This is a genomic window from Bradyrhizobium sp. 142, from assembly GCF_023074015.1.
GTDB lineage: Bacteria > Pseudomonadota > Alphaproteobacteria > Rhizobiales > Xanthobacteraceae > Bradyrhizobium.
Genome location: NZ_JADPKQ010000307.1, coordinates 99805 through 123526, shown reverse-complemented (window position 1 = coordinate 123526; position 23722 = coordinate 99805). Strand labels below are relative to the sequence as shown.

The window sequence follows — 23722 nt, the reverse complement described above, 5'->3', positions numbered from 1 at the left end:
CGGATCAAAGGACTGCTGCATGGCCAGGGTATCCGCGACGCCAGGCCGTTGAAGCCGAGCTTCCTGTCGGATCTCGACAAGCTGCGCACCGGCGACGGGCGCGCTCTGCCGCCGCGACTACGCGATGAAATTCGTCGCGAGCATGAGCGGCTGCTGCTGGTCTGCAAGCAGATTAAGACGCTGGAAGCGGAGAACATCGCCGCCCATAGCACGCCGGCCAAGGGCTCGGTGGAGGCGAAGGCCGTTCAGCTTGCCCAGCTGCAAGCCATTGGACCGCAGATCGCCCAGGTTCTGGCCAACGAGGTGTTTTATCGCGACTTCAGGAACCGACGGCAGGTCGGCAGGTGTGTCGGACTGACCGACACACCCTACGACAGCGGCGCCAGCCGGCGGCAGTCGGAGAGGCGGAGCAAATTCTGTTCGCAAGGCCTGACGGATGGCTGTCGAAGCGGCTATCTTCGCTTCAGTTGCCGCGACGTTGATGCGAGCCGCGGAATGCTGACGCATCTTGCTCCTCGCCACCTCTCTTAACGGAGTTCCAGCGCGCGGCGAAGATCCAACCAGGACAGCGAGACAGGCCATGGCAAAACCGTTTCCGTCGAAGACCCACATCGGCAACCATATGCTGCAACCCGAAACGCTGATGCTGACCTATGGCTATGATCCGCAGCTGTCGGAAGGCGCCATCAAGCCGCCGGTGTTCCTGACCTCGACGTTTGTGTTCAAGACGGCCGAGGACGGACAGGATTTCTTCGATTACGTCGCCGGCCGGCGCGAGCCGCCGGAAGGGATGGGCGCGGGCCTCGTCTATTCGCGCTTCAATCATCCCAACAGTGAAATCGTCGAGGACAAGCTCGCGGTCTATGAGCGCACCGAGAGCTGCGCGCTGTTCTCATCCGGCATGTCGGCGATCGCGACCACGATCCTCGCTTTCATCCGCCCCGGCGATGTCATCCTGCACTCCCAGCCGCTCTATGGCGGCACGGAAACCCTGCTGACGAACACGCTTGCACGCCTCTCGGTCGGCGCTGTCGGCTTCGCCGACGGCGTCGACGAGGCGGCAGTCAGGCAGGCTTCGGAGGAGGCCATGCGCAAGGGCCGGGTTGCGATGATTTTGATCGAAACCCCGGCCAATCCGACCAACGGCCTGGTCGACGTCGCGATGGTCCGCCGCGTCGCCGATGCAGTCGGGAAGACCCAGGGACACACGCCGATCATCGCCTGCGACAATACGCTGCTCGGGCCGGTGTTTCAGCGGCCGATCGAGCAGGGCGCGGACATTTCGCTGTACTCGCTGACCAAATATGTCGGCGGCCATTCCGACCTGATCGCCGGCGCCGCGCTCGGCTCGAAGGCGATGATGAAGGGCATCAAGGCGCTGCGCGGCGCAATCGGCACCCAGCTCGATCCGCATTCGTGCTGGATGATCAACCGCTCGCTCGAGACGCTGAGCCTGCGCATGGAGAAGGCCGATGCGAACGCGCGCCTCGTCGCGGATTTCCTGCGCGATCACGCCAAGGTGGCGAAGGTCCACTATCTCGGTCATCACGAACAAGCTTCTCCAGCCGGCCGGGTCTTCGCGCGGCAATGCCTCGGCGCGGGATCGACGTTCTCGTTCGACATCGCCGGCGGCAAGGAAGCGGCGGTGAAATTCCTCAACGCGCTGCAGATCTTCAAGCTTGCGGTGAGCCTGGGCGGAACGGAATCGCTTGCGAGCCTGCCGGCGACCATGACCCATTCCGGCGTTCCGGCCGAGATCCGCCAGAAAATAGGCATTCTCGATTCCACGATCCGGCTGTCGATCGGTATCGAAAACCCGTCGGACCTGATCGCGGACCTCGCTCATGCGCTAAGCCTCTCATGAGCGATCCTGCCCGACTGACGCAACTTCGCGCGTCCGCTATTGGGCACTATTGCACGAGCCGGAATCAAAAAGGCCGAGCGCCCCCTCCAGCACTCGGCCCTTCCGCGACGACGCAGCTTGTCGCTTACTTCGTCACCTGACCGCGAATCTCGCCGCCCGGATTGGCCGCGGTGTGAATGTTGACGTAGTACTTGCCGGCTAGCAGGTCGGCGGCCTGCGCGTCGGTCAGAGTCGCGCTGCCCTCGGCCGGGCTCGACGCCGCATTCGGGATCGCGACCGCGACGCCGGCGTTCTTGCCGGCCTCGGCAGGGCCGTGGAAGTGGGCGGCGGTGGCGGGGCCGGACAGGCCCGAATAGGTCACCTTCCAGGAGAGCTTCTTGCTGGCGGCGTCAAAGTCCAGATCGGCCGTGCCGGTGCCGCTGCTGGTCGTGGCAGGCACCTCCGACTTGCCGCTGAGAGTCGCCTTCAATTTTTCCGCGCAGGCCGGACCTGCAAAAGCGATGGCCGCTCCGAGTGCAAGCGTGACAAAAACGGGCTTGTTCATGGTCGTCTCCCTGTTGACGTCGGATGATGTCAATCTGCAAACAGTGCAGGTTTGATTTTATTCCCGGCGACGAAGCAAACCATCTAAATTATTCGTGGCTGGAACGGCCGCGACCTCACCCGTAAATTCGTTTTGATCTGGATGGAATGCCTCAATGCTGCGACGAACTCTCCTTGCCGCTCTCCTCGTTGCCGTCGCGGCACTGGGCGTTTATTGGTGGCTAACGGCCCCGGCTGCGCTGGCGGCAGCGCTGCCGTCCCGTGCGCCTGATCTTGCCAATGGGCAGGAAATATTCAACGTCGGCGGCTGCTCGTCCTGCCATGCGGTCCCCAACCAGCCCGACCGTCTGCGACTCGGCGGCGGCCTGCCGCTCGGCTCGCCGTTCGGGACGTTTTACGCTCCCAACATTTCGCCTGATCCTACCGACGGCATCGGGCGCTGGGGCGAGAGCGATTTCGTCAATGCCGTGATGCGGGGCATCTCGCCGGAGGGAACGCATTACTTCCCGGCATTTCCCTACGCGTCTTATCATATCGCGAAGGTGGACGATGTTCGCGATCTCTTCGCCTATCTGAAGACCTTGCCGGCGGTGCCGGGCAGGGTGCGTGATCACGACCTGCCGTTTCCGTTCAACATGCGCCGCAATGTCGGCATCTGGAAATTGCTGTTCACGGACGCCGGGCCGTTCGTGCCGGATGCAACGCGATCGCCGCAATGGAATCGCGGCGCCTATCTCGTGAACGGACTTGGCCACTGCGCGGAATGCCACAGCCCGCGCAACCTCTTGGGCGGCATCATCACCGCCCAGCGCTTTGCCGGCGGCCCCAATCCGGAAGGTGAGGGCTGGGTGCCCAACATCACGCAAAAAGGGATCGGGGACTGGAGCGAGAAGGACATCGCGGATTTCCTCGAGACCGGCGACATGCCCGAGGGCGACAGTGCGTCGGGGGCGATGCGGCCGGTGATCAAGAACCTCGCGCAGCTCACGGGCGAGGACCGCGCGGCGATGGCGGCCTATCTGAAATCGCTGCCGCCGGTCGAAGGGCCCAAGCCCCCGCCAAGGAAGCAGACGGGCGGTTAGGTGCCCCCGAACGCCTTAAATGTGATGATGGTGAGGGTGTCCTGGATGCCGGGCAGCACCTGCACCCTCTCGTTGACGAAGTGGCCGATGTCGGTGTCCTTGTCGACGTAGAACTTCACCAGCAGGTCGTATTGCCCGGCGGTGGAGTAGATTTCGGAGGCAATCTCGGCTTCGGCGAGCGCGTTGGCGACCGTATAGGATTGGCCGAGCTTGCATTTGATCTGGACGAAAAAAGGAACCATTGCAGTCACTCCGAAGGCACATCTGGCGGTCAATAGGCCAAAACCGGCCGGATTTAGCAAGCAAACTTGCTGCCCCGGGCGCAAGCAAACTTGCTGCCCCCCGGCATGCGCGCTAGGACGGATCATGGCCCCGAACCAGCAGAAAATCGCCCCATGACGACGCCCGTGGCGCTCACCATCGCAGGTTCCGATTCGAGCGGCGGCGCCGGCATCCAGGCCGATCTGAAGACCTTTGCCGCGCTCGGCGTCTATGGCGCTTCCGCCATCACGGCATTGACGGCGCAGAACACGAAGGGCGTCACCGGCATTCATGCGGTGCCGGCCGATTTCGTTGCCGCACAGATCGATGCGGTGTTCTCCGATCTCGACGTCGGCGCGGTGAAGATCGGCATGGTGGCGCAAGCTGCCAGCATCGATGCGATCGCGGCCGCGCTGTCGCGCTGGATGCCCCGCTACATCGTGCTCGATCCCGTGATGGTCGCAACTTCCGGCAACCGTCTGCTGGCGTCCGATGCCGTCGACGCCCTGCGTGCGAAGTTGATGCCGCTGGCCTCGGTGATCACGCCCAACCTGCCGGAGGCCGCTGCGCTGCTCGACGAACCGGTCGCGCGAAGCGAGGCCGAGATCGAAAGCCAGGGACGCCGCCTGCTCGCGCTCGGCTGCCGCGCGGTCCTGATCAAGGGCGGGCACGGGGAGGGCGCCGAGAGCACCGACTATCTCGTCGATGCCGAAAGCACCATTGCGCTCGCGGCACCGCGGCTCGCCACCCAAAACACCCATGGCACCGGCTGCTCGTTGTCCTCGGCGGTCGCGGCGGGACTTGCCAAGGGCGAGGATCTCGAGCGCGCGGTGCGGGGCGCCAAGGCCTGGATCAGCGCAGCGATTGCGGCCGCCGATCGCTTCAGCGTCGGCCGCGGCCACGGGCCGATCCATCATCTTCACAAGTTCTATTGACGCGCGGCCGTTGGCTGAATCGATATGGCCGCGGGCTCGCTCAATCTCTCCCGCTTGCGGGAGACGTCGCGCCCAACGGACCGCGCCGAAGGCGCGCCCGATGACAGGCTCCGGCGCGGGTGAGGGCTCTCTCGGTACGAGGGCTAACGATTGCGGAGGCACCCTCTCCCCAACCCTCTCCCGCAAGCGGGAGAGGGAGCGCACCTGCCATCGTAGCTTCCAGTGCGAATCTGATTTGGGCGGGGGCGCCTGCGGCGCCGTGTCGCCTGATTGTCGCATGCGACTGATATTCGCAGGGAGGGCGAGGCGAGGTTTGATTCGTATCTGAGGTGCCTCAAAGGTTCAATCGGTCATCCCTCTGTCACGGGATATTGTTACAGGCTGTCGCATGGGAAGTTACGATGTCAGTGACGAGAGCCCTGAAAGGCGCTTTCGCACCTTGTTCATCTCCGACGTTCATCTCGGAGCCCGCGGTTCACAAGCCGACCTTCTGCTGGACTTCCTGCGCTTCCACGACGCCGACACCATCTATCTCGTCGGCGACATCGTTGACGGCTGGGCGCTGAAATCGAGCTGGCACTGGCCGCAATCGCATAACGACCTTGTCCAGAAACTTTTGCGCAAGGCACGCAAGGGCGCCAAGGTCATCTACATCCCCGGCAATCACGACGAGTTCCTGCGCAACTATTACGGCACGCATTTCGGCGGCATCGACGTCGTCGAGAACACCGTCCACACCGGCGTGGACGGCAAGCGCTATCTCGTCATCCACGGCGACATCTTCGACCTCGTGGTGCAGAACGCACGCTGGCTCGCCCATCTCGGCGACAAGGCCTACGACTTCGCGATCCAGATGAATCGCTTCGTCAACTTCTTCCGGCGCATGTTCAAGGTGCCGTACTGGTCGCTGTCGCAATGGGCCAAGCAGAAGGTCAAGAACGCCGTCAACTATATCGGCGCGTTCGAGCAGGCGCTCGCCGCCGAGGCGCGCCGTTACGACGCCGACGGCGTCATCTGCGGCCACATCCATTATGCCGTGATCCGCGACGAGGGCGGCATCCGCTATATGAACTGCGGCGATTGGGTCGAGAGCTGCACGGCGCTGGTCGAGCACGACGATGGCCATTTCGAGATCATCACCTGGGCGGATCAGTTGCAGAAGCAGGCAGCCGTCCCACAGGTCGCGGCAAGGGCGGCTTGATGCGCATCCTGGTCGCGACCGACGCCTGGCACCCGCAAGTCAACGGTGTAGTTCGGACGCTGACCAAGCTCGCTGACGCCGCCGAGGCGCTCGACGCCGAGTTCACGTTCCTGACGCCGCAATCGTTCCGCACCTTTGCGATGCCGAGCTACCGCGACGTGCGGCTGGCGATGCCGCGGCCGGCTCGAATCGCGAAGCTGATCGAGGAAGCCCGTCCCGACAGCATCCATATAGCGACCGAAGGGCCGATCGGCCTGATGGTCCGCCGCTATTGCCGACAGCGTAAGTTGCCATTCACGACCAGCTTCCACACCCGCTTTCCCGAATATGTCCGCGCCAGGGTGCCGGTTCCGGAATCCCTGATCTGGCGGGCACTGCGCCGATTCCACAGCAGCAGCCGGGCCGTGATGGCGGCAACGCCGGCGCTCGCGCGCGAGCTTGGCGAGCGCGGCTTTGCCAATGTCGTGCTGTGGCCGCGCGGCGTCGACACCGGCCTGTTTCACCCTCGCGCCATCGATCTGTGCCTGCCGTCGCCGGTGTTCCTCTCGGTCGGCCGGGTTGCGGTCGAGAAGAATCTCGAGGCTTTCCTCGACCTCGACCTGCCCGGCACCAAGGTGATTGTCGGCGACGGCCCGGCGCGTGCCGCGCTCGAAGAGGCCTATCCCGATGCGATTTTTCTCGGCCAAAAGCATGGCGAGGACCTGGCGGACATCTATGCTGCGGCCGACGTGTTCGTGTTTCCGAGCAAGACCGACACGTTCGGCCTTGTCCTGCTGGAAGCGCTGGCAAGCGGCCTGCCGGTTGCGGCCTTCCCGGTGAAGGGACCTCGCGACGTGATCGGTGATGCGCCGGTCGGCGCGCTGGATCACGATTTGCGCAACGCCTGTTTCGCCGCGCTCGACATCTCGCGGCAGGCCTGCGTCGAATTCGCCGCCGACTATACCTGGGAGGCTTCGGCCCGGTCGTTCATCGCCAGCATTTTGGCAGCCGGCGCGGTGCTGCACGGCCGGAACGGCGCGGAACAGGCCCGCATCGTCGCCTGACGGGACAAATCCTCGCACGGAGATGTCTTGCCCGCACCTGATCCGGCGCGATAATATCTGATATGACCGAACAGCCCCTTCCGATCGGCCCCGCCGATATCGATGCCGCAGCACGCGTGATCGCGCCTTTTGCCATCCGCACCCCGCTGCTGTCCTTTCCGGTGCTCAACGAGCGCGTCGGCGCAAGGGTCTTCCTGAAGCCGGAGATGCTCCAGCGCACCGGCTCCTTCAAGTTCCGCGGCGCCTTCAACAAGGTGGCCTCGATCCCGCAGGATAAGCGCGCCGGCGGCGTCGTCGCCTTCTCCTCAGGCAACCATGCCCAGGGCGTGGCGGCGGCGGCGAAGATTCTCGACATGCACGCGACCATCGTGATGCCTGCGGATGCGCCGCTGTCGAAGCGCGAGCGCACCAAATCCTATGGCGCCGAGGTCGTGCTGTACGACCGCGACCGCGACGATCGCGAGGCGATTTCGCGCGGCATCGCCGAGAAGCGCGGCGCCACGCTGGTCAGACCCTATGACGATCCGTTCGTGATCGCGGGGCAAGGCACCGCCGGCCGCGAGATCGCCGAGGACATGGCGGCGCTCGGCCTCGCGCCCGATATCGTTGTGGCGCCGGCCTCCGGCGGCGGCCTGATCGCGGGCGTCGCAACCGCGGTGAAGGCGCGCTATCCGCTGGCCCAAATCGTGGTGGCCGAACCGGAAGCCTTCGACGATCACGGCCTTTCGCTGACGGCAGGCCACCGCGAGCCGCATGCGCCCGCTGGCCGCACCATCTGCGACGCGCTGATGGCCTTGATCCCCGGCGAGATGACGTTTGCGATCAACAGCAAGCTGCTGGCGCGCGGCGTCACCGCATCGGACAAGGAAGTCGGCGCCGCCGTTGCCTTTGCCTATCGCGAGCTGAAGCTCGTGGTCGAGCCCGGCGGCGCCGTCGGCCTCGCCGCGCTGCTTGCGGGGCGTCTCGACGTTGCCGGCAAGAACGTCGTCATCGTGCTCTCCGGCGGCAACGTCGACGCCGATCTGTTTGCCGAGCTGGTTGCGTGATTCCATGATCTTCTGATCTTTTGACATAAAGAAGGGTGGAGCGTTGCCGCTCTGCCCTTCAATCGCATATGACGTGAGAGCTTGGGGCGATGAAGCTTCTCCAGCGTCATGGTCGGGGTTGTTCCGGCCATCCACGCCTTGCAGCACAAAGAACGTGGATGCCCGGGACATAGGCGAGCGGAAGCGACGCCGTCCTTCAGACGGCTTTGCCCGGGCATGACGATCTTTCGTGAATGTTCATATGTGATCTCCCTCTCCGCAAGCGGGAGAGGGAGCGCACACCGTTACTTCGCGATCAGTGCATGAAACTCCGATGGTTGTTGCCGCCACTCATGCTCGGGGCCTGGTTCATCGACTGCCGGAAATTGTTACCGCCCATGCGGTTCGGCATCGTATTGAGTTGCGGGCGGCTGTTCTGCTGGCTGTTTTGCACCTGGATCTTGTTCACCGGATTGTTGTTGAGCTTCACGATACCGGTGTTGCCGTTATTGATGCGGATCGGGTTGGTCTGCGTCTGAACCGGCTTGACGTCGACATTCGCGCCACCCTTGCCGACATTCACCGGCATGCTGACGATCTTGCCGGGGTTGCCGGAATTCTGCGTGTTATTGCTCGCGGGCAGCGTCACGATCTTGCCGATGCCGCCGTTGTTGGTCGTGGTGTTGGTCGGCGCGGGCAGGGTGACGATCTTGCCCGGGGTCTGCGACGGCGTGCCGTTCTGCTGGTGGCCCGCCGGCAAATTGACGATCTGGCCGCCATGACCGAGCTCGCCGATGATGTTGCTGTCGACCGGCTTCTGCACGATCGGCAGGTTGCCGCTGATCTGCGCGCCATTGCCCTGCTGGACCAGCGGCTTGTATTTGGGCTGGTCGAGATTTCCGAGCTTGAAGGTCGGGTTGATGTTCTGCGGAGCCAGAAACTTGGTCGCCTGCATCAACGGGACCAGCTTCGGCTGCGCCTGGAGCTTCAGCGCGACTGGCGCATAGGGGCTGTTGCTGTAGCTGTCATAGAAGCTCTTGTAGGCGACCGGCGAGTTCGCGAGCACCGTCTTGTGCCAGGCCTGCGAGATCTGGAGGTTGGAGAGCAGCCAGCGGATGTGGTCGCACAGCGGGTCGTGCGGATACATCTGGATGAACTCCTGATAGTATTCGGGGCGGCCTTCGGACACGACGTAGTCATAGGCCTGACGCGTCGAACGGCTCGGCAGATTGGAGGCCATCTGCACCACCGGCGCGTTCACCGGCGCACGGCTCGCGGCAACAGCGGTGTCGCCGAAGAAAGCGAAGTCCGAGGTCAGCGACGAGCTTTCCCACGGAATCTGCGCGCCGCTGGTGGTCTGGTTGACCTCGAGACGCACGCGCTTGAACAGCTGCTCGATCGGCACGTTGGGCTCGCGCGCGACGTTGAGGAACGCCTGGGTGTAGGGGCTGTGGCCGCCGGTGCCGTCCTGCGCTTCCGCGCCCGGCGCCGTCGAGTAACCGACGATCGAGCCGTTCGGCGCATCGACGATGGCAAGGCCGCGGCCGGCGTCGTTGATGGTTGGGAACGGGTTGTTGCGGCAGGCATCGAGGATGACGATGCGCATGCGACTCGGGATCGCCTCCAGCGTCGACATCACGTCGACGAGGCGCACCGAGTTGTTGACGAGTTCGGTGGGGCTGGAAACCCTGGCGTCGACGGGAACCAGATAGTTCTCGCCGGCGAGCTGCACGCCATGACCGGCGTAATAGACCATCGCCACCGTGTTGGGACCGCGCGAAGCGACCTTGGCGGAGAAGTCCTGCACCACGCGCAGCATGTCGTTCTGGGTCAGGTCGGTCGCGGCGACCACTTCGAAGCCGGCCGAATTCAGGAACTGCGCCATCGACTGCGCGTCATTGTCGGGGTTCCGGAGCTGCGGCGCGTTCTGGTAATTCGAATTGCCGATCACCAGCGCCACCCGCTGCTCCGGACCTTGCAGCGCGGTCGGCGCAGGCTCGACAGGGGCGACTTGCGCGGAAACGGGACCGCAGGCGAAGCCAATCAGGCTCCCCAGCAGGCCCGCACACATCAGGAAAGGCTTTAAGCGGAACATGGCGTGCTCCTTTGGCACTTCATCTCGGATACGAGATTGGTTGCCGGCAAGCTTGGCCGCGTTCGACCCTCTGGTCCGTGATCGCGATCACCATGGTCCCATGCGTGATCTGAATCACGCAGACAGCAGGGGCTACGGATGCTTCCTGATCAGGAAGGGCATGATCAGCTAGGGCAAGTTCAGGATGATTCGATTGGTCCGTGATGCTGCAAGCATCTTGCACTCGAATTTGAATGGCCTTCTCGAAACCGACTGTCTATCGTGAACTCATGTCGCGCTTCGTGTGTCTATCTCTTGCCATCATTCTGTCGCTGATGTCGATTGCAGCTACGGCTGCGCCGATCAAGAAACGGCCGGCGCAAGCTTGGCATGGCTACGGCTTCCTGCCGGGCTATCGCCAGCCGCTCAGCAACAGCATTCCGCTCTACAAACAGAAGGAGGCGATGCGCCGCATGTCGCGCAGCGATCGCCGCCACTGGTACATCGATCCGGTCCCCCAATATTACGGCTGGGATGGCGACTGGCACTATTTCGGCCGGCCCGGCTTTGGCGGCGGCCGCTACAATGGCGGCAGCTTCGGTCCATGCTGGACGCGGACACCGATCGGCGCGGTGTGGAATTGCGGGTGAGGAGCCGGAGCGTCCGGGACATGCGCGTGAGCGGCGCTGCTGCCTGATACTCCGTCATTGCGAGCCAACGGGTCCGCGCGAAGCGCGGCCCGATGACAGGCTCCGCGCAGCAATCCAGAGTCTTTCCGCGGCGGCAGTCTGGATTGCTTCGCTGCACTCGCAACGACGAGAGCAAGCAGCGTGCTCCTCTCTCTCACCGTCACCCTGAGGTGTGCGCGTCGCGGGGCAAACGCGCCGCGGAGCAAGCCTCGAAGGGCGACGGCCCAGCAGCATTCCGGCCGTTCATCCTTCGAGGCTCACAGCGCAGTGCAAATGCACTGCGCTGCTCGCACCTCAGAATGACGGAATTGAGAGTTGCGCGTCCTTGTCTTACGAGAAGAACGCGATCTTTTCGGCTTGGGTCATGCGGCGGAGCGGGGCCAGCGGATCGTTGGCGGGAGTGCGGGGCTTTTGCAGCATGCCGCTGGCGAGGATGGTGGCGCCGAGTGACTGTTCGGGCATTGCCATGGGCATGGGCGAGGGCATCGGCAGCGTTGCGGTCGATACCATCGCCGGCGCGGGGCGCTCCATCACCTCGGCAGCGGCCGCTGCGATGGCATCGGTGAGGCGCGCGAGCGATTCCATCGCGATCGGCGCCTCGGCTGCCTGCGGCTCTTCCGCAATCGTTGCGGCCGGCTCGGGCGCGACCGGCTCCGGGATTTCGGCGGCGATCGGCGCTCCGACTTCCGCGACAATCGGCTCGGGAATTGCCGCGGCGATCTCGACGGGCTCGACGAACTCGTCGAAGTCCGGATCGGGCGCGGCCATCTCCATCGCGATCCGCTCAAGCACGGCTTCGTCCTCGGCGTCCGCGGCCGCATCGAACGGAAGCTCTTCGGCGGTCTCGGCGAGGGCGGCAGGCGCGTCCTCAGCCGCGGCGAAGCTCTCTTCCACCGCGACATGGCTTTCGGCGATGACCTCCGGTTCGACCGCTGCGTCCATCGCCTGCCCGGCCAGAGACATCGCTTCAACGGCCGCTTCCGTTTTAGGAGCCGCGGCGATATCGGGCGCTTCGCTCGCCATCGCGGGGGCCTCCTGCGCCGGGGAGGGCGGCGCCGCCGCCTGCGGCGCTGCGCTGTCGTTGCCATCGGTCTGCGCGACCCGGTCCTTCAGGAGATCGAAAGCGGCCGCAAGGTCGGCGCGCGGGTCGACGCTCAAAACCTGCGTGCAGGCGCTCTCGATGGCGGCGAGCTGCGAATCAATCAGATCGCAGATTCGCCCATCGGCGCCGATCTCGCGCCAGCGCCAGGAGATCTCCTTGATGATGCGCACGCCGCGCTGGATCGGCCCGACGCTGGCCTCGGCCGCGGCAGGGTCGAACGCTGCGATCGCGATCGTCTCGGCCTCGCGGATGGCGTGGCGGATCTGGACCAGCGCCTCGGGCAAGCGGTCCTCGATGACGGTTTGTCGCTGTGCCGCAAGGGTTTCCTCGATTTTCGCGACCGCATCGAGCACCATGCTGGTGTCGGCATTGCGGTTGCGCCTGGCAAATTCGCCAAGGAACCAGCGGCCGCGCGCAGTCTCCATGAAGGCTTCGCGGATCGCGTCGTAGTCCTGCTCGTTCGGCTCGGCCGCACGGGCAGACATAGGCGAGAGGGCAAATGCTTCAGAGGCCATGTCATTCTCGTCGCGCAAATCACTACGCGTTACGCTAACGATCACCACGATATCGACCGAATCGCAATTGGTTTGATGGCGCCCGAATCACAAATCCCCATCGCAGCGTTCGAAAAGCGGCGATTCGCCGTGCGGCTGGCGCTGTTCTATTCGGCGGTGTTCGCGGTCTCGGGCACGCATCTGCCGTTCTTTCCGGTCTGGCTGAAGGCGATCGGCATCGACGCCGCCTGGATCGGCATCATCAACGCGCTGCCGGCAATCACGCGATTTACCACGCTGCCCTACGCCACGGCCCTTGCCGAAAAGCGCCATGCCGTTCGCGCGGGCATGATGGTGTCGGTGCTGGCGACGGCGGTGGGCTTTGCCGCGGTTGGCTTGCAGCAGCAGCCGCTGGCGCTGCTCGTGATCTATGCGCTGACCTGCATGATGTGGACGCCGACGATCCCGCTCACCGACGCCTATGCGCTGCGCGGCGTCGCCCGTTACGGCATCGACTACGGGCCGGTACGGCTGTGGGGCTCGGCGGCCTTCGCCGCCGGCTCGCTCGCGTGCGGCTATCTCGTCGACATCGTTGCCGCGCAAGAGCTGATCTGGGTCATCGTCGCATGGGCCGTCGTGGCAGTGCTCGCCAGCCTGTTGCTCCGGCCGCTGGACGATGTGCGGCGAAGGAGCGCGGAGATGCCCGCCAGCAAGGCGCTGCTGCGCGATGCCGGCTTCTGGGCCGTCATCCTCTCGGCGGCTCTGATCCAGGGCAGTCACGTCGCCTATTACACGTTCTCGGCCATCAACTGGCAGGCCCATGGCCTCGGCGGGCTGACCATCGCCGGCCTCTGGACGCTCGGCGTGATCGCCGAGATCGTCGTCTTCGCGCTGTCGCCGCGCTTTTCGCTGCATCCATCCTCGCTGATGGCGATCGGCGGCGCGAGCGCCGTCGTGCGCTGGGTCGTCACCGCCCATGATCCGCCGCTCGCGCTGCTCGCGCTCGTGCAACTGGGGCACGGCCTGACCTTCGGAATGACCATCCTCGGCACCATGAATCTTCTGGTGCAGCGCGTGCCGTTGCATCAGATCGCGCGCGGGCAGGGCTATTATGCCGCCTGCATCGGTATGTTGGGCGCGACGACCTCGATCGCATCAGGCGCGATCTACGCCCGCATCGGCGACGGGCTGTATTACGTCATGGCCGCAATGGCCGGCCTCGGTGCGCTCCTGATCTGGTCGGCGCGGCACCGGCTCAAGGCTCATCCCCAGAGCGAGGGGTCCGGCGGATAGACCAGGCTGTCGTCGTAACGCAGCCCGTGATTGCGGTCGCGTGCCAGCAGCAGGGGACCGTCGAGATCGACGAAGCGCGCCTGCGGGGTGACCAGCATCGCCGGTGCCATCGACAGCGAGGTTGCGACCATGCAGCCGATCATGATCTCGAAGCCGAGCGCCTGCGCCGCATCGGCCATGGCGAGGGCCTCGGTGAGGCCGCCGGTCTTGTCGAGCTTGATGTTCACGGCGTCATAGCGCGCGCGGAGCGACGCAAGCGAAGAGCGGTCATGCACGCTCTCGTCGGCGCAGACCGCGAGCGGCCGCTTGATCCGCGCCAGCGCGTCGTCCTTGCCGGCCGGCAGCGGCTGCTCGACCAGGGTGACGCCGGCGGCGTCGCAGGCGGCGAGGTTGTATTCCAGATTGGCCTCGGTCCAGGCCTCGTTGGCGTCCACGATCAGCTCCGATTCGGGGGCGGCCTTGCGCACCGCCGCGATTCTGGCGTCGTCGCCATCGCCGCCGAGCTTGATCTTGAGCAGCGGCCGGTGCGCCGCCCTGGCGGTCGCGGCCGCCATCGCCTCGGGGGTGCCGAGCGAGATGGTGTAGGCCGTGGTGCGCTCGCCCGGCACCGGGCGGTCCAGGAGGCTCCAGGCGCGCAGGCCCGCCGCCTTGGCCTCGAGGTCGATCAGGGCGCAATCCAGCGCGTTGCGGGCGGCCCCTGGCGGCATGGCGGCTTGCAGGGCCTGCCGGGTGAGACCGCCAGCCACGGCGTCCTGCATGGCCTGGATCGCCGCAAGCGCAGCTTCCGGGGTCTCGCCATAGCGCGGATAGGGCACGCACTCGCCGCGGCCTGTCTGGCCGTCCCTTCTGACCTCGGCTACGACGGTCACGGCCTCGGTCTTGGCGCCCCGGCTGATCGTGAAGCTGCCGGCGATCGGGAAGCGCTCGATTCGCGCGGCCAAGGCCGGAACTTTGCTGGAAGTCATTTTGAACTCTGGCGAAATCTGAACCTGCTAGTTACCTGTTGCAACTAACAATGGCCAGCTGGGGTACCTTTTCTAGGTAAGGGCGCGTGCGCATCCATCACTTTTTCTCCGCCCTGGCAGGGAGCGGACATCTTGAATAGCGATCCGAAGCTGGAGCGGATTGCCAAGGGCAATGCGCTGGCACTCTGCGCCACCGGAACCTGGACCGCGAGCTTCGCGCCGGTCCTGGAACGGATGGTCGCGGACGCCGAGAAGCTGGCCGGCGGATCGCAGAGCATCTTCATCGACGTGTCCGAGATCGCCCAGCTCGACACTTTCGGCGCCTGGCTGATCGAGCGGCTGCGTCGCAGCCTCACCCAGGGTGCCGTCGAGGCGCAGATCGCAGGCCTCTCCGCCAACTATTCGACTCTCGTCGACGAGGTCCGCCGGGTCAGGGCCACGCCCGTGATCGACACCGGTGCGATCACCATCACCGGCATGCTGGAGCAGATCGGCCGGGCCGTGGCCGGTGTTGCCGGCACGGTGGCAGGCTTGGTCGACATGCTCGGCGCGGTGCTCGCGGCGTGCGGGCGCGTGCTGATCCATCCGCGCTCGCTCCGCCTGACCTCGACCGTGCATCATCTGGAGCAGGTCTGCTGGCGCGCGGTGCCGATCGTGGTGCTGATCACCTTCCTGATCGGCTGCATCATCGCCCAGCAGGGCATTTTCCACTTCCGCCGGTTCGGCGCCGATCTCTTCGTCGTCGACATGCTCGGCGTGCTGGTGTTGCGCGAGATCGGCGTCTTGCTCGTCGCGATCATGGTCGCTGGCCGTTCGGGCAGCGCCTACACCGCCGAGCTCGGCTCGATGAAAATGCGCGAGGAGATCGACGCGCTGCGCACCATGGGTTTTGATCCGATCGAGGTCTTGGTGTTGCCGCGCATGCTGGCGCTGGTGCTGGCGCTGCCGATCCTGGCCTTCCTCGGCGCCATGGCCGCGCTCTACGGCGGCGGTCTCGTTGCCTGGCTCTATGGCGGCGTCGAGCCCGAAGCCTTCCTGCTGCGGCTGCGCGACGCCATTTCGATCGACCATTTCATCGTCGGCATCGTCAAGGCTCCGGTGATGGCTGCCGTGATCGGCATCGTCGCCTGCGTCGAGGGGTTAGCTGTGCAGGGCAGCGCGGAATCGCTTGGACAGCACACGACATCCTCGGTGGTGAAGGGGATTTTCTTCGTCATCGTCATGGATGGCGTGTTCGCGATCTTCTTCGCCTCGATCGGGATGTGACGATGGCTGGCGATATCCAAAACCCCATCATCCGGGTCCGCGACATCACCGTGCAGTTCGGCACGACGCGCGTACTCGATGGCCTCAACCTCGACGTCAAGCGCGGCGAGATTTTGGGCTTCGTCGGCCCCTCCGGTGCGGGCAAATCGGTGTTGACGCGCACCATCATCGGACTCGTGCCGAAGGTTGCCGGCAGCATCGAGGTGTTCGGTGTCGATCTGGATGCGTCCAATACATCGCAGCGCCGCAACGTGGAGCGGCGCTGGGGCGTGCTGTTTCAGCAGGGCGCGCTGTTCTCCTCGCTGACCGTGCGGCAGAACATCCAGTTTCCGATGCGCGAATATTTGCGGGTCTCGCAGCGGCTGATGGACGAGATCACCATCGCCAAGCTCACCATGGTCGGCCTCAAGCCCGAGGTGGCCGAGCGCTTTCCGTCAGAGCTCTCCGGCGGCATGATCAAGCGCGTGGCGCTGGCGCGCGCGCTGTCGCTCGATCCGGACCTCGTCTTCCTGGACGAGCCGACCTCGGGCCTCGATCCGATCGGCGCCGGCGATTTCGACGAGCTGGTCAGGACGCTCCAGCGCACTTTGGGCTTGACCGTTTTCATGGTAACGCACGACCTCGACAGCCTTTACACAGCTTGCGACCGCATCGCCGTTTTAGGGAACGGTAAGATCATTGCGGCAGGGTCGATCGCCGACATGCAGGCCTCGCAGCATCCCTGGCTGAGGCAATATTTCCATGGCAAGCGCGCTCGCGCGGTGATGGGCTGAGGTGCCGGAGTAGCTGATGGAAACGCGGGCAAATTACGTATTGATCGGATCGTTCACGCTGGCGGTGATCGCCGCGGCGATCGGCTTCGTGCTGTGGTTCCAGTCACTGCACACCACCAAGCAGCGCAGCCCGCTGCGCGTCGTGTTCGAGGGCCCGGCGGCAGGCTTGCGCAACGGCGGTAGCGTCAATTTCAACGGTATCCGGGTGGGTGAGGTGGTCTCGGTGAAGCTCGACAACCCGCGGCGGGTTGTCGCACTCGCCATGGTCGAGAACAACGCCCCGATCCGCAAGGACACCCTCGTCGGTCTCGAATTCCAGGGCCTCACCGGCGTTGCCGCGATCTCGCTCAAGGGCGGCGAGGAGGCGGCGCCTGCGCCGCCGCTCGACGAGGACGGCATTCCGACACTGACGGCCGATCCCAACAAGCTCCAGGACGTCACCGAGGCGATCCGCGGCACGCTCCAGAACATCAACAAGATCGTCGCCGACAATCAGGAGTCGGTGAAGAACTCGTTGAAGAACCTCGAGACCTTCACCAATTCGCTCGCGCGCAACTCCGAGAAGATCGATGGCGTGATGGCCAAGGTCGACGGCGTGGTGCTCAAGGCCGACAGCCTCATGCTCGGCCTCAACACGCTGGCCGGTGGCAAGGATGGCGGCGAGCTGTTCCAGGCCGTGAAGTCGATCCGCGAACTGGCCGATGACTTCGACAAGCGCTCCGGCGCCCTGATGACTGACGGCCGCCGCACCCTCGGCGACATCAGCCGCGCCGTGAACAACTTTGATCGCAATCCGACCCGCGTGCTGTTCGGCGCCAGCAACAGCGCGCCACCGCCGGCGCCCGCGCCTGAGCCGGCGAAGCCCATACCCGCGAACGAGCGCAAACGGCAGTAGCGGCCTCCCTCTCTCCTCCGTCATTGCGAGCGAAGCGAAGCAATCCAGACTTCCTCCGAGGAAGCAGTCTGGATTGCTTCGTCGCAAGGGCTCCTCGCAATGACGGTGCTTGTTGAGACGCCGCAATTCCCCAATGGCGCGGTGAGTTACTGGCGCAAATGACGAACCCAAACAAAAAAACGGAGGCCGTAAGGCCTCCGTTTTCATTCGCTATTCGCTCCCCGCCATTGGCGAGCTTCGTCTTACCCCAGCCGTCCCGCAGCATGCGCGAGCAGGGTGTAGACCAGGCCCGTCTCCGAGGTCAGGTGGTTGCGCAGCTCTTGCGGGCCGCGGCCGTCGCGGGCGACTTCGTCGAGCAGGCGCTCGAACTCGGCGACATAGCGGTCGACCGTGCCCTTGAAGTTGCGGTCGGCGCGGTACTTGCGGGCGACCTCGTCAAAGGCCTTCTGGCCGGCGGGCGTGTAAAGGCGCTTGGTGAAGGCCTTGTTCTCGCCGCGCTGGTAGCGGTCCCACATCTCGGAGGCGAGGTTGCGGTCCATCAGCCGGCCGATGTCGAGCGACAGCGATTCCAGCGGATTGCCGCCACCCTGCGGCGCCTGCGGCTGCGGAGCGGGTGCCGCGCGACCGCGCGGGGCCTCACGTCCGGCCGGAGCACCCTGGTTGGCGTCCGTGCGGCTCAGCAGGTCCGACAGCCAGCCGTCACGACCCTGGTCGTTGCCGGCCGGTGCGACCGGCGGCGCCTCGGTGCGGCGCGAGGCCGGCATGCCGAGATCCGGCGGAGGCAGGGTGGAGGCACTGCCGGTGTCGCGCATGCGCGTCTCGGTGCCGCGGCCGCCGACCGCTGCCATCGCCGGTTCGTCCTGGCGCTGCTGCACGGTGGCGCGGCCCGTCGTGGTGACGTCGAGGCCGCGGCCATGCTGGGCCACGATGCGGTTGAGCTCGGCAAGCGCCTCGATCTGGTCGACGATCACCTTGCGCATCTGCGCAGTGCTCTCGGCGGCCTCCTGCGGCATCTCGAGCACGCCGCGGCGCAGCTCGTTGCGGGTGGCTTCGAGCTCGTTGTGCATCTCGAACGCCATCTGCTTCATGCTGGAGACGAGGTTGCCGAACTTCTCGGCCGACTGCTTGAACATCGCATCCGCCTCGTCGGTGGTCTGGCGGTAGATGTCGTGCATGGTCTCGATGGTCTGACGGTGCTCCTCTTCGGAGGCCGAGCGCACCGCCTCGAACTGGCGGGTGATCGCGGCGGATCCCGCACCGGCTGTCTCCGCCACGACGCGGGCGATGTCGCGGGCACGCTCCTCGGCGGCGGCAAGCGATTCATCGAGCAGGCCGGTGAAACGCGACAGCCGCTGGTCGAGATCGGTCGTGCGCAGGTCGATCGTGGTGACGAGGGATTCCAGCGCCTGCTTGCGTTCGGCGAGCGAAGCGGTGGTGTTCTTGTTGCTCTGCTCGACGACCTGCGCGGCATCGACGAGTGCCTTGCCGTGCGCGTCGAACTGGGTCGACAGCTCGCCGAGATCCAGCAGCGCCTTCGTGGTCTTGCTGTTGAAGACGTTGAGCTGGTCTTCGAGGTTCTGGGTCGCCGCGCCGTTGCGCGAGGTGACGTCGTTCATCGCCGAGACGAAATCGGCAACACGCGTTACCAGCGCCCGCTCGAGCGAGTTGAGGTTGTCGTGGGCGCCGGTCAGCACCTCCTGGAGCAGGATGTTGCCTTCGCGCAGGCGCTCGAACAGGGCCACCGTGTCGGTGCGCAGGATCTTGCTGGTCTCCTGCATCTCGGTGACGGCCGCGATCGAGACCTGACGCGACTGATCGATCGCCGCGCGCGAGGCCTGCTCGAGGTCCTTGAGCGACTTGTTGACCGCGCCAGTGGCAATCTCGCTCGCCGAGTTGATGGTGCGGGCGACTTCGGAGCCGTTGCCCATCATGGTCTGCGAGAACGCGTGCCCGCGCGTTTCGATCGACTTCAGCGCGTCGGAGGTGACGCGGTCGATGTCGAGCGTGAGCTGGCTGGTCTTCGAGCCGATCGCATCCACCAGCGAACCGCGCTTGGCGTCGATCATGTTCGCGAGGCGGTCGGACTGCTGCTGCACGTAGGTGACGATTTCGTCGGTCTTGCCGGTCATGGCCTGGCCGAAGCTGCTGCTGGCGGCGAGCACCGAACGCTCGACATCGGCCGAGCTCGACTTGACCCGCGAGCTCGCCTCGTTGGAGGCGTTGATCAGCGCGTTCTGGGCGTTGAGCGCGCTGGTCTGGATGTCGTTGGTCGCATTGGCCGTAGCCGTGCTCAGGGTGCGCTCGATCTCGGTCGAGATGGTGCGGATCTGGCTCGCGGCGTCCGCCGACGTCGAGGTCAGCGAGCTCTGCGCCTCGCGTGCACTGTTGAGGATGGTCGAGGCCGTGTCGGCACCGACCGCGGTCAGGGTGCGCTCGATGTCCGTGGTCAGGGACTTGATCTGACCCGCCGCATCGCTCGATGCGGAGATCAGCGTGCCCTGGGCCTCGCGCACGCCGCTGGTGAGCGCCTCGATGGTGGCGCCGCCGGCGGTCGCCAGCGCGCGCTGCATCTCGGCCGCCAGCGAGCGGACTTGGCCGGTCTGTTCCGCCGAGACCGCGAGCAGGGTGCTCTGGGCGTCGCGCGCGCTGGTCGTGATCGTCTCGGCGGTCATCTGGCCCGCCTGCGACAGCGAGCGATGCATCTCGGCCGCGAGCGACTTGACCTGGCTCGCCGCGTCCGAAGACGCCGTGACCAGGGTGTTCTGGGCCTCGCGGGCGCCGGTCATGATGGTCTCTGCCGTGGAGGTGCCCGCCATCGAGAGCGAGCGCTGGACGTCGGAGGACAGCGCCTTGATCTGGTTGGCGGTCTCGGTCGAGGTCGCGATCAGCGTGCTCTGCGCATCGCGTGCGCCGGCAGTAATCGACTCGGCCGTAGCGGAGCCGGCCATCGACAGCGAGCGCTGGACGTCGGAGGACAGCGCCTTGATCTGGTTGGCGGTCTCGGTCGAGGTCGCGATCAGCGTGCTCTGCGCATCGCGTGCGCCGGCAGTGATCGACTCGGCCGTAGCGGAGCCGGCCATCGACAGCGAGCGCTGCACGTCGGCGGTGAGCGTCTTGACGTGGTTGGCCGCGTCCGAAGAGGCGGTGACGAGCGTGGTCTGCACCTCGCGGGCGCCGGCCAGGATCGAGGCCGCGGTTGCCGAGCCTGCCGCCGACAGCGTGCGTTCGACGTCGGCCGAGAGCGACTTGATCTGGTTGGACGCATCGCCCGATGCCGCGACCAGGGTCGACTGCGCCTCGCGGGCGCTGGTCAGGATCGAGTTGGCAGCGCCCGTGCCCACCGCGGTGAGCGCGTGCTCGACCTCGGCGGAAGTCATTTTGAGCTGGGCGTTGACGTCGGAGGAGACCGTCATCAGCGACTGCTGGGCGGTGCGGGCGCCGGTCTGGATCGTCTCGCTGGTGTTGACGACGAGGTTGGTGAGCGAACGCTCGGCGTCCTCGACATGCGAGCGAATGGTGGTGGAGATCATTTCGGCGCGGGACATCATGTCCTCGCTGGCCTGGCGTCCGCTGCTCTCGATGCGGCCGGCGACAGCCTCGACGCGCGAGCCGAGCAGGTCTTCGAACTGCGCCACGCGCACGTCGATGTCGTTGGCGACCGAGCCCACCTTGGTCTCGATGGCCTGTTGGATATCCTGGAAGCGCGCGGTGACCGTGTCGGTCAGGTGCATGCTGCGGCCGTCGATCACCTCGGTGACGCCGGTGATGCGGCGGTCGACCGCCTCGATCGCCTGCGCGGTGCCGTCCGTGAGCGTCGAGGTCAGGAGGCTGAGACGCGTGTCGATCGACTGCACGGCCTGCGAGGCGCCGTTCGTCACCGCGGAGGTCAGGTAGGTGAGACGGGTGTCGATGGACTCGAGCGCCTGCGATGCGCCGCCGGTGAGCGTCGTCGTGAGATGCGTCAGCCGCGTGTCGATCGTCTGGATCGTCTGCGACGCGCCGTCGGTCAGCGACGTCGTCATTTGGGTGAGGCGGGAGTCGATGGATTCGAGCGCCTGGGATGCGCCGCCGGTGAGCGTCCTCGTGAGATGCGTCAGCCGCGAGTCGATCGACTGGATCGCCTGGGTGGCGCCATCCGTCAGCGACGTTGCGAGCGTGTTGAGGCGTTCATCGATGGTCTCGGTCACGGACTTCGCGCGGGTATCGAACGACTGTTCGAGGGCCGCAGCGCGGCCGCCGAGCTGCTCGTCGAAGGTCTTGATGTGGCTTCCGATGGTGCCGTCGAGACTGGTGATCTTGCCGTTCAGCGACGAGTCGAGGTTGGTGACGCGCTCGCCGATCGTGGTCTCGAACTGCACCAGGCGCTGGTCGAGCTGCGCGGTGATCTGGCCGCCGTTCGAGGTGAAGCGGGTGTCGAAATTGTCGACATAGGTCTTCAGCGTCTCGGCGATGTCCTGCGTGCGCTGGCCCAAGCGCTCGACGATCTCGCCGCCGAAGGTCTTCACGGTGCGGTCGAACTCGGAGATGTGGCGCGTGATCAACGCGCCCAGCGTACCGGAGTCGCGGGCGAACTTCTCGACCAGTTCGGAGCCCTGGTTCTTCACCAGCTCATCGAACGCGCTCATCTGGAGCGACAGCGAATCGTGCGCGGTCTCGGTCTGGCTCACCACCTTGGCGACCAGCGTGTTGACGGTGGCGTCGAGCGCCTCGCTCGCCTTGTCGCCAGAGGTCATGATCTGGCCGGCAAGCCGGTTGCCGGCGTCGTCGATCTTGGCGGAGAGATCGTTGGAGCGCAGCTCGAGCTCGAGGAGCAGCGAGTCCGACGAATTCTTCAGGGAGTCGTGCACCTGCTCGGTGCGCTCGGAGATGCCGTCGACGATCGCGGCGGAACGCTGCTCGAACTCGCCGGTGATGCGGTCGATGCGCTCGTTCAGCATCTCGTGGACGCGATCGGCGAGGTCGACGAACTCGTCGTGGACGTGGCCGGTCTTGAAGTTGAGGCTGGTGGTCAGTCGCTCGCTGGCGTCGAGCACCGCGCGCGTGGTCTCGTTGCTGGCTTCCTCGAGACGGTCGAGCAGATCGCCGCCACGCTCGCCGAGCGCGAGGATCATGTTGTCGCCGGCGTTGCTCAGTGCCCCCGTGATATGGGCGCCGCGCTCTTCCAAAGCGCCGGTGATGCTCTTGGCGACTTCGTCGACGCGCGAGGCGATCGCGTCCGAGATCAGCGCGATGTCGTGGCGCAGATCAATTTGCACGCCGGAGATGGCGCTACGAACCTGCTCGGCCTGGCCGACCAGGTTGTCGCGCTGATGTGCGATGTCCTGGAGCAGGGCGCGGATGCGCACTTCATTGTCGGAATAGGCGCGTTCCAGCGCTGCGACCTCGTTGGCGACCAGCGTCTCGAGTTCGCCGGCGCGCGCGATCGCGCGCTCGATGCCGTCGCCCATCGCCGCGACCTCGCGGCGGATGGCCTGGCCGACGGTGACCATGGAATCGGAAGCCGAACCTTCCGGCTCGGAGAAGCGCATCGCCACCTGCGCCATGGCCTGTGCGATCATGCGCATTTCCTGGCCGCGCCAGACCAGGCTCGCTAGGAAGTAGAATAGCATGATGGGCGCAAAGAACATCGCGATCAGACCGGCGACGACGAGCACGCCGCCGCTCTGGCCCATGGCAGCCTGGATCGAGGGCAGGAAGCCGACGCTCAGCGCAGCGCAGGCTGCAAGCCAGATGCCGGCGAAGATGGTGGCGAAGGTGTAGACGCTGCGGGCAGGGCGGCCCTTCTGAAGCGCCTGGAGCAACTGGCCGATGGTCTCGCGGTCGTCATTGGCGGCGCGGCGTGAGGTCCGGGGCTCCTCCATCGGCTCGAACACGGCCCGCTCGTTGGCGGCCTGACGCGGCTCGAAGGCCGGTTCGTCGAACATGGGAGGCGTTGGCGGCGCCACCTGTGGCGCCGTTTCATTGCGCATCGACGCGTTGCGGCTGGTGTCCGCGGCGGTGTCGCTGATGTTCAGGGCTTCCTGGATCGCAGAAAGCGCAACTTCTGTCGGGTCTTTGACCTTTTTCGGAGTGTTCGCCATGTTCAGTCCGAGCCCTCGTTACTTGTACGCGTCCCCCCGCGAGCCCTGCGCGCGACGCAAGCCCACAGATCGGATCATGCCGCTTATGCGGATCTCCGAGCCATCCCCACCCGGACGGCTTGTCCGCCAATTTCCGC

General features: G+C 65.5%; 18 protein-coding genes. 12 read left to right on the top strand and 6 right to left on the bottom strand.

The genetic code is table 11. The features are described from left to right. Together IVA82_RS28155 and IVA82_RS28150 are read left to right on the top strand one after the other, a co-directional pair. The coding region (locus IVA82_RS28155) for a transposase (RefSeq protein WP_247493651.1) at window positions 1-531 on the top strand (531 nt) is incomplete at its 5' end. Window positions 532-580: 49 nt separating this feature from the next. Further along, window positions 581-1864, top strand: a complete 1284-nt coding sequence (locus IVA82_RS28150) for a cystathionine gamma-synthase family protein (protein ID WP_247384994.1) — start codon at window positions 581-583, stop codon at window positions 1862-1864. 124 nt (window positions 1865-1988) lie between these two features. On the opposite strand, the gene IVA82_RS28145 is transcribed toward IVA82_RS28150, so the two are convergent. Further along, complete coding sequence (locus tag IVA82_RS28145; RefSeq protein WP_247384993.1) at window positions 1989-2408, bottom strand: CHRD domain-containing protein; 420 nt, start codon at window positions 2406-2408, stop codon at window positions 1989-1991. A gap of 154 nt (window positions 2409-2562) precedes the next feature. Here IVA82_RS28145 and IVA82_RS28140 point away from each other — a divergent pair, with 154 nt between their 5' ends. Beyond that, window positions 2563-3489 (top strand): cytochrome c, encoded by a 927-nt coding sequence (locus IVA82_RS28140; protein ID WP_247384992.1) that lies wholly within the window; start codon window positions 2563-2565, stop codon window positions 3487-3489. Here IVA82_RS28140 and IVA82_RS28135 read toward each other — a convergent pair. After that, window positions 3486-3731 (bottom strand): Lrp/AsnC ligand binding domain-containing protein, encoded by a 246-nt coding sequence (locus IVA82_RS28135; protein ID WP_247384991.1) that lies wholly within the window; start codon window positions 3729-3731, stop codon window positions 3486-3488. The genes IVA82_RS28140 and IVA82_RS28135 overlap by 4 nt on opposite strands. Before the next feature lie 153 nt (window positions 3732-3884). On the opposite strand from IVA82_RS28135, the gene thiD reads away from it, so the two are divergent. From thiD to IVA82_RS28115, 4 genes are all read left to right on the top strand, one after another. Beyond that, complete coding sequence (thiD, locus tag IVA82_RS28130; protein WP_247384990.1) at window positions 3885-4685, top strand: bifunctional hydroxymethylpyrimidine kinase/phosphomethylpyrimidine kinase; 801 nt, start codon at window positions 3885-3887, stop codon at window positions 4683-4685. A gap of 388 nt (window positions 4686-5073) precedes the next feature. Beyond that, window positions 5074-5886, top strand: coding sequence for a UDP-2,3-diacylglucosamine diphosphatase (locus IVA82_RS28125; protein ID WP_247384989.1), 813 nt, complete (start codon window positions 5074-5076; stop codon window positions 5884-5886). Then, window positions 5886-6929 carry a glycosyltransferase family 1 protein gene (locus tag IVA82_RS28120; protein WP_247493650.1) on the top strand — a complete coding sequence of 348 codons (1044 nt, stop codon included), beginning with the start codon at window positions 5886-5888 and terminating at the stop codon, window positions 6927-6929. The genes IVA82_RS28125 and IVA82_RS28120 overlap by 1 nt, the downstream gene beginning before the upstream one ends. A gap of 62 nt (window positions 6930-6991) precedes the next feature. Further along, window positions 6992-7975, top strand: a complete 984-nt coding sequence (locus tag IVA82_RS28115; protein WP_247384987.1) for a threonine/serine dehydratase — start codon at window positions 6992-6994, stop codon at window positions 7973-7975. A 295-nt stretch (window positions 7976-8270) separates the two neighbouring features. Here IVA82_RS28115 and IVA82_RS28110 read toward each other — a convergent pair whose 3' ends face one another. Then, on the bottom strand, window positions 8271-10049 hold the full coding sequence (locus tag IVA82_RS28110; RefSeq protein WP_247384986.1) for a caspase family protein: 1779 nt from the start codon (window positions 10047-10049) through the stop codon (window positions 8271-8273). Window positions 10050-10282: 233 nt separating this feature from the next. On the opposite strand from IVA82_RS28110, the gene IVA82_RS28105 reads away from it, so the two are divergent. Then, complete coding sequence (locus tag IVA82_RS28105; RefSeq protein ID WP_247384984.1) at window positions 10283-10678, top strand: hypothetical protein; 396 nt, start codon at window positions 10283-10285, stop codon at window positions 10676-10678. A 369-nt stretch (window positions 10679-11047) separates the two neighbouring features. On the opposite strand, the gene IVA82_RS28100 is transcribed toward IVA82_RS28105, so the two are convergent. Continuing rightward, a complete protein-coding gene (locus tag IVA82_RS28100; RefSeq protein WP_247384983.1) occupies window positions 11048-12334 on the bottom strand; it encodes a hypothetical protein in 1287 nt (428 codons plus the stop codon). Between the two features lie 75 nt (window positions 12335-12409). Between IVA82_RS28100 and IVA82_RS28095 the strand changes: the two genes are divergently transcribed. Beyond that, window positions 12410-13606 (top strand): major facilitator superfamily domain-containing protein 6, encoded by a 1197-nt coding sequence (locus tag IVA82_RS28095; protein WP_247384982.1) that lies wholly within the window; start codon window positions 12410-12412, stop codon window positions 13604-13606. Here IVA82_RS28095 and dgcA read toward each other — a convergent pair. Continuing rightward, on the bottom strand, window positions 13576-14571 hold the full coding sequence (dgcA, locus tag IVA82_RS28090; RefSeq protein ID WP_247384981.1) for an N-acetyl-D-Glu racemase DgcA: 996 nt from the start codon (window positions 14569-14571) through the stop codon (window positions 13576-13578). The genes IVA82_RS28095 and dgcA overlap by 31 nt on opposite strands. Before the next feature lie 132 nt (window positions 14572-14703). On the opposite strand from dgcA, the gene IVA82_RS28085 reads away from it, so the two are divergent. From IVA82_RS28085 to IVA82_RS28075, 3 genes are read left to right on the top strand one after another with little or no spacing between them, the layout of a single operon-like run. Continuing rightward, window positions 14704-15837: an ABC transporter permease gene (locus IVA82_RS28085; RefSeq protein ID WP_247384980.1), complete on the top strand. Its 1134-nt coding sequence runs from the start codon at window positions 14704-14706 to the stop codon at window positions 15835-15837. A 2-nt stretch (window positions 15838-15839) separates the two neighbouring features. Then, the gene (locus IVA82_RS28080; RefSeq protein ID WP_247384979.1) at window positions 15840-16610 is read left to right on the top strand and encodes an ABC transporter ATP-binding protein; all 771 of its coding nucleotides are present in this window, start codon (window positions 15840-15842) and stop codon (window positions 16608-16610) included. Between the two features lie 16 nt (window positions 16611-16626). After that, on the top strand, window positions 16627-17505 hold the full coding sequence (locus IVA82_RS28075) for an MlaD family protein (RefSeq protein ID WP_247384978.1): 879 nt from the start codon (window positions 16627-16629) through the stop codon (window positions 17503-17505). Window positions 17506-17747: 242 nt separating this feature from the next. On the opposite strand, the gene IVA82_RS28070 is transcribed toward IVA82_RS28075, so the two are convergent. After that, complete coding sequence (locus IVA82_RS28070; protein WP_247493649.1) at window positions 17748-23585, bottom strand: negative regulator of septation ring formation; 5838 nt, start codon at window positions 23583-23585, stop codon at window positions 17748-17750. Window positions 23586-23722 lie beyond the last annotated feature (137 nt).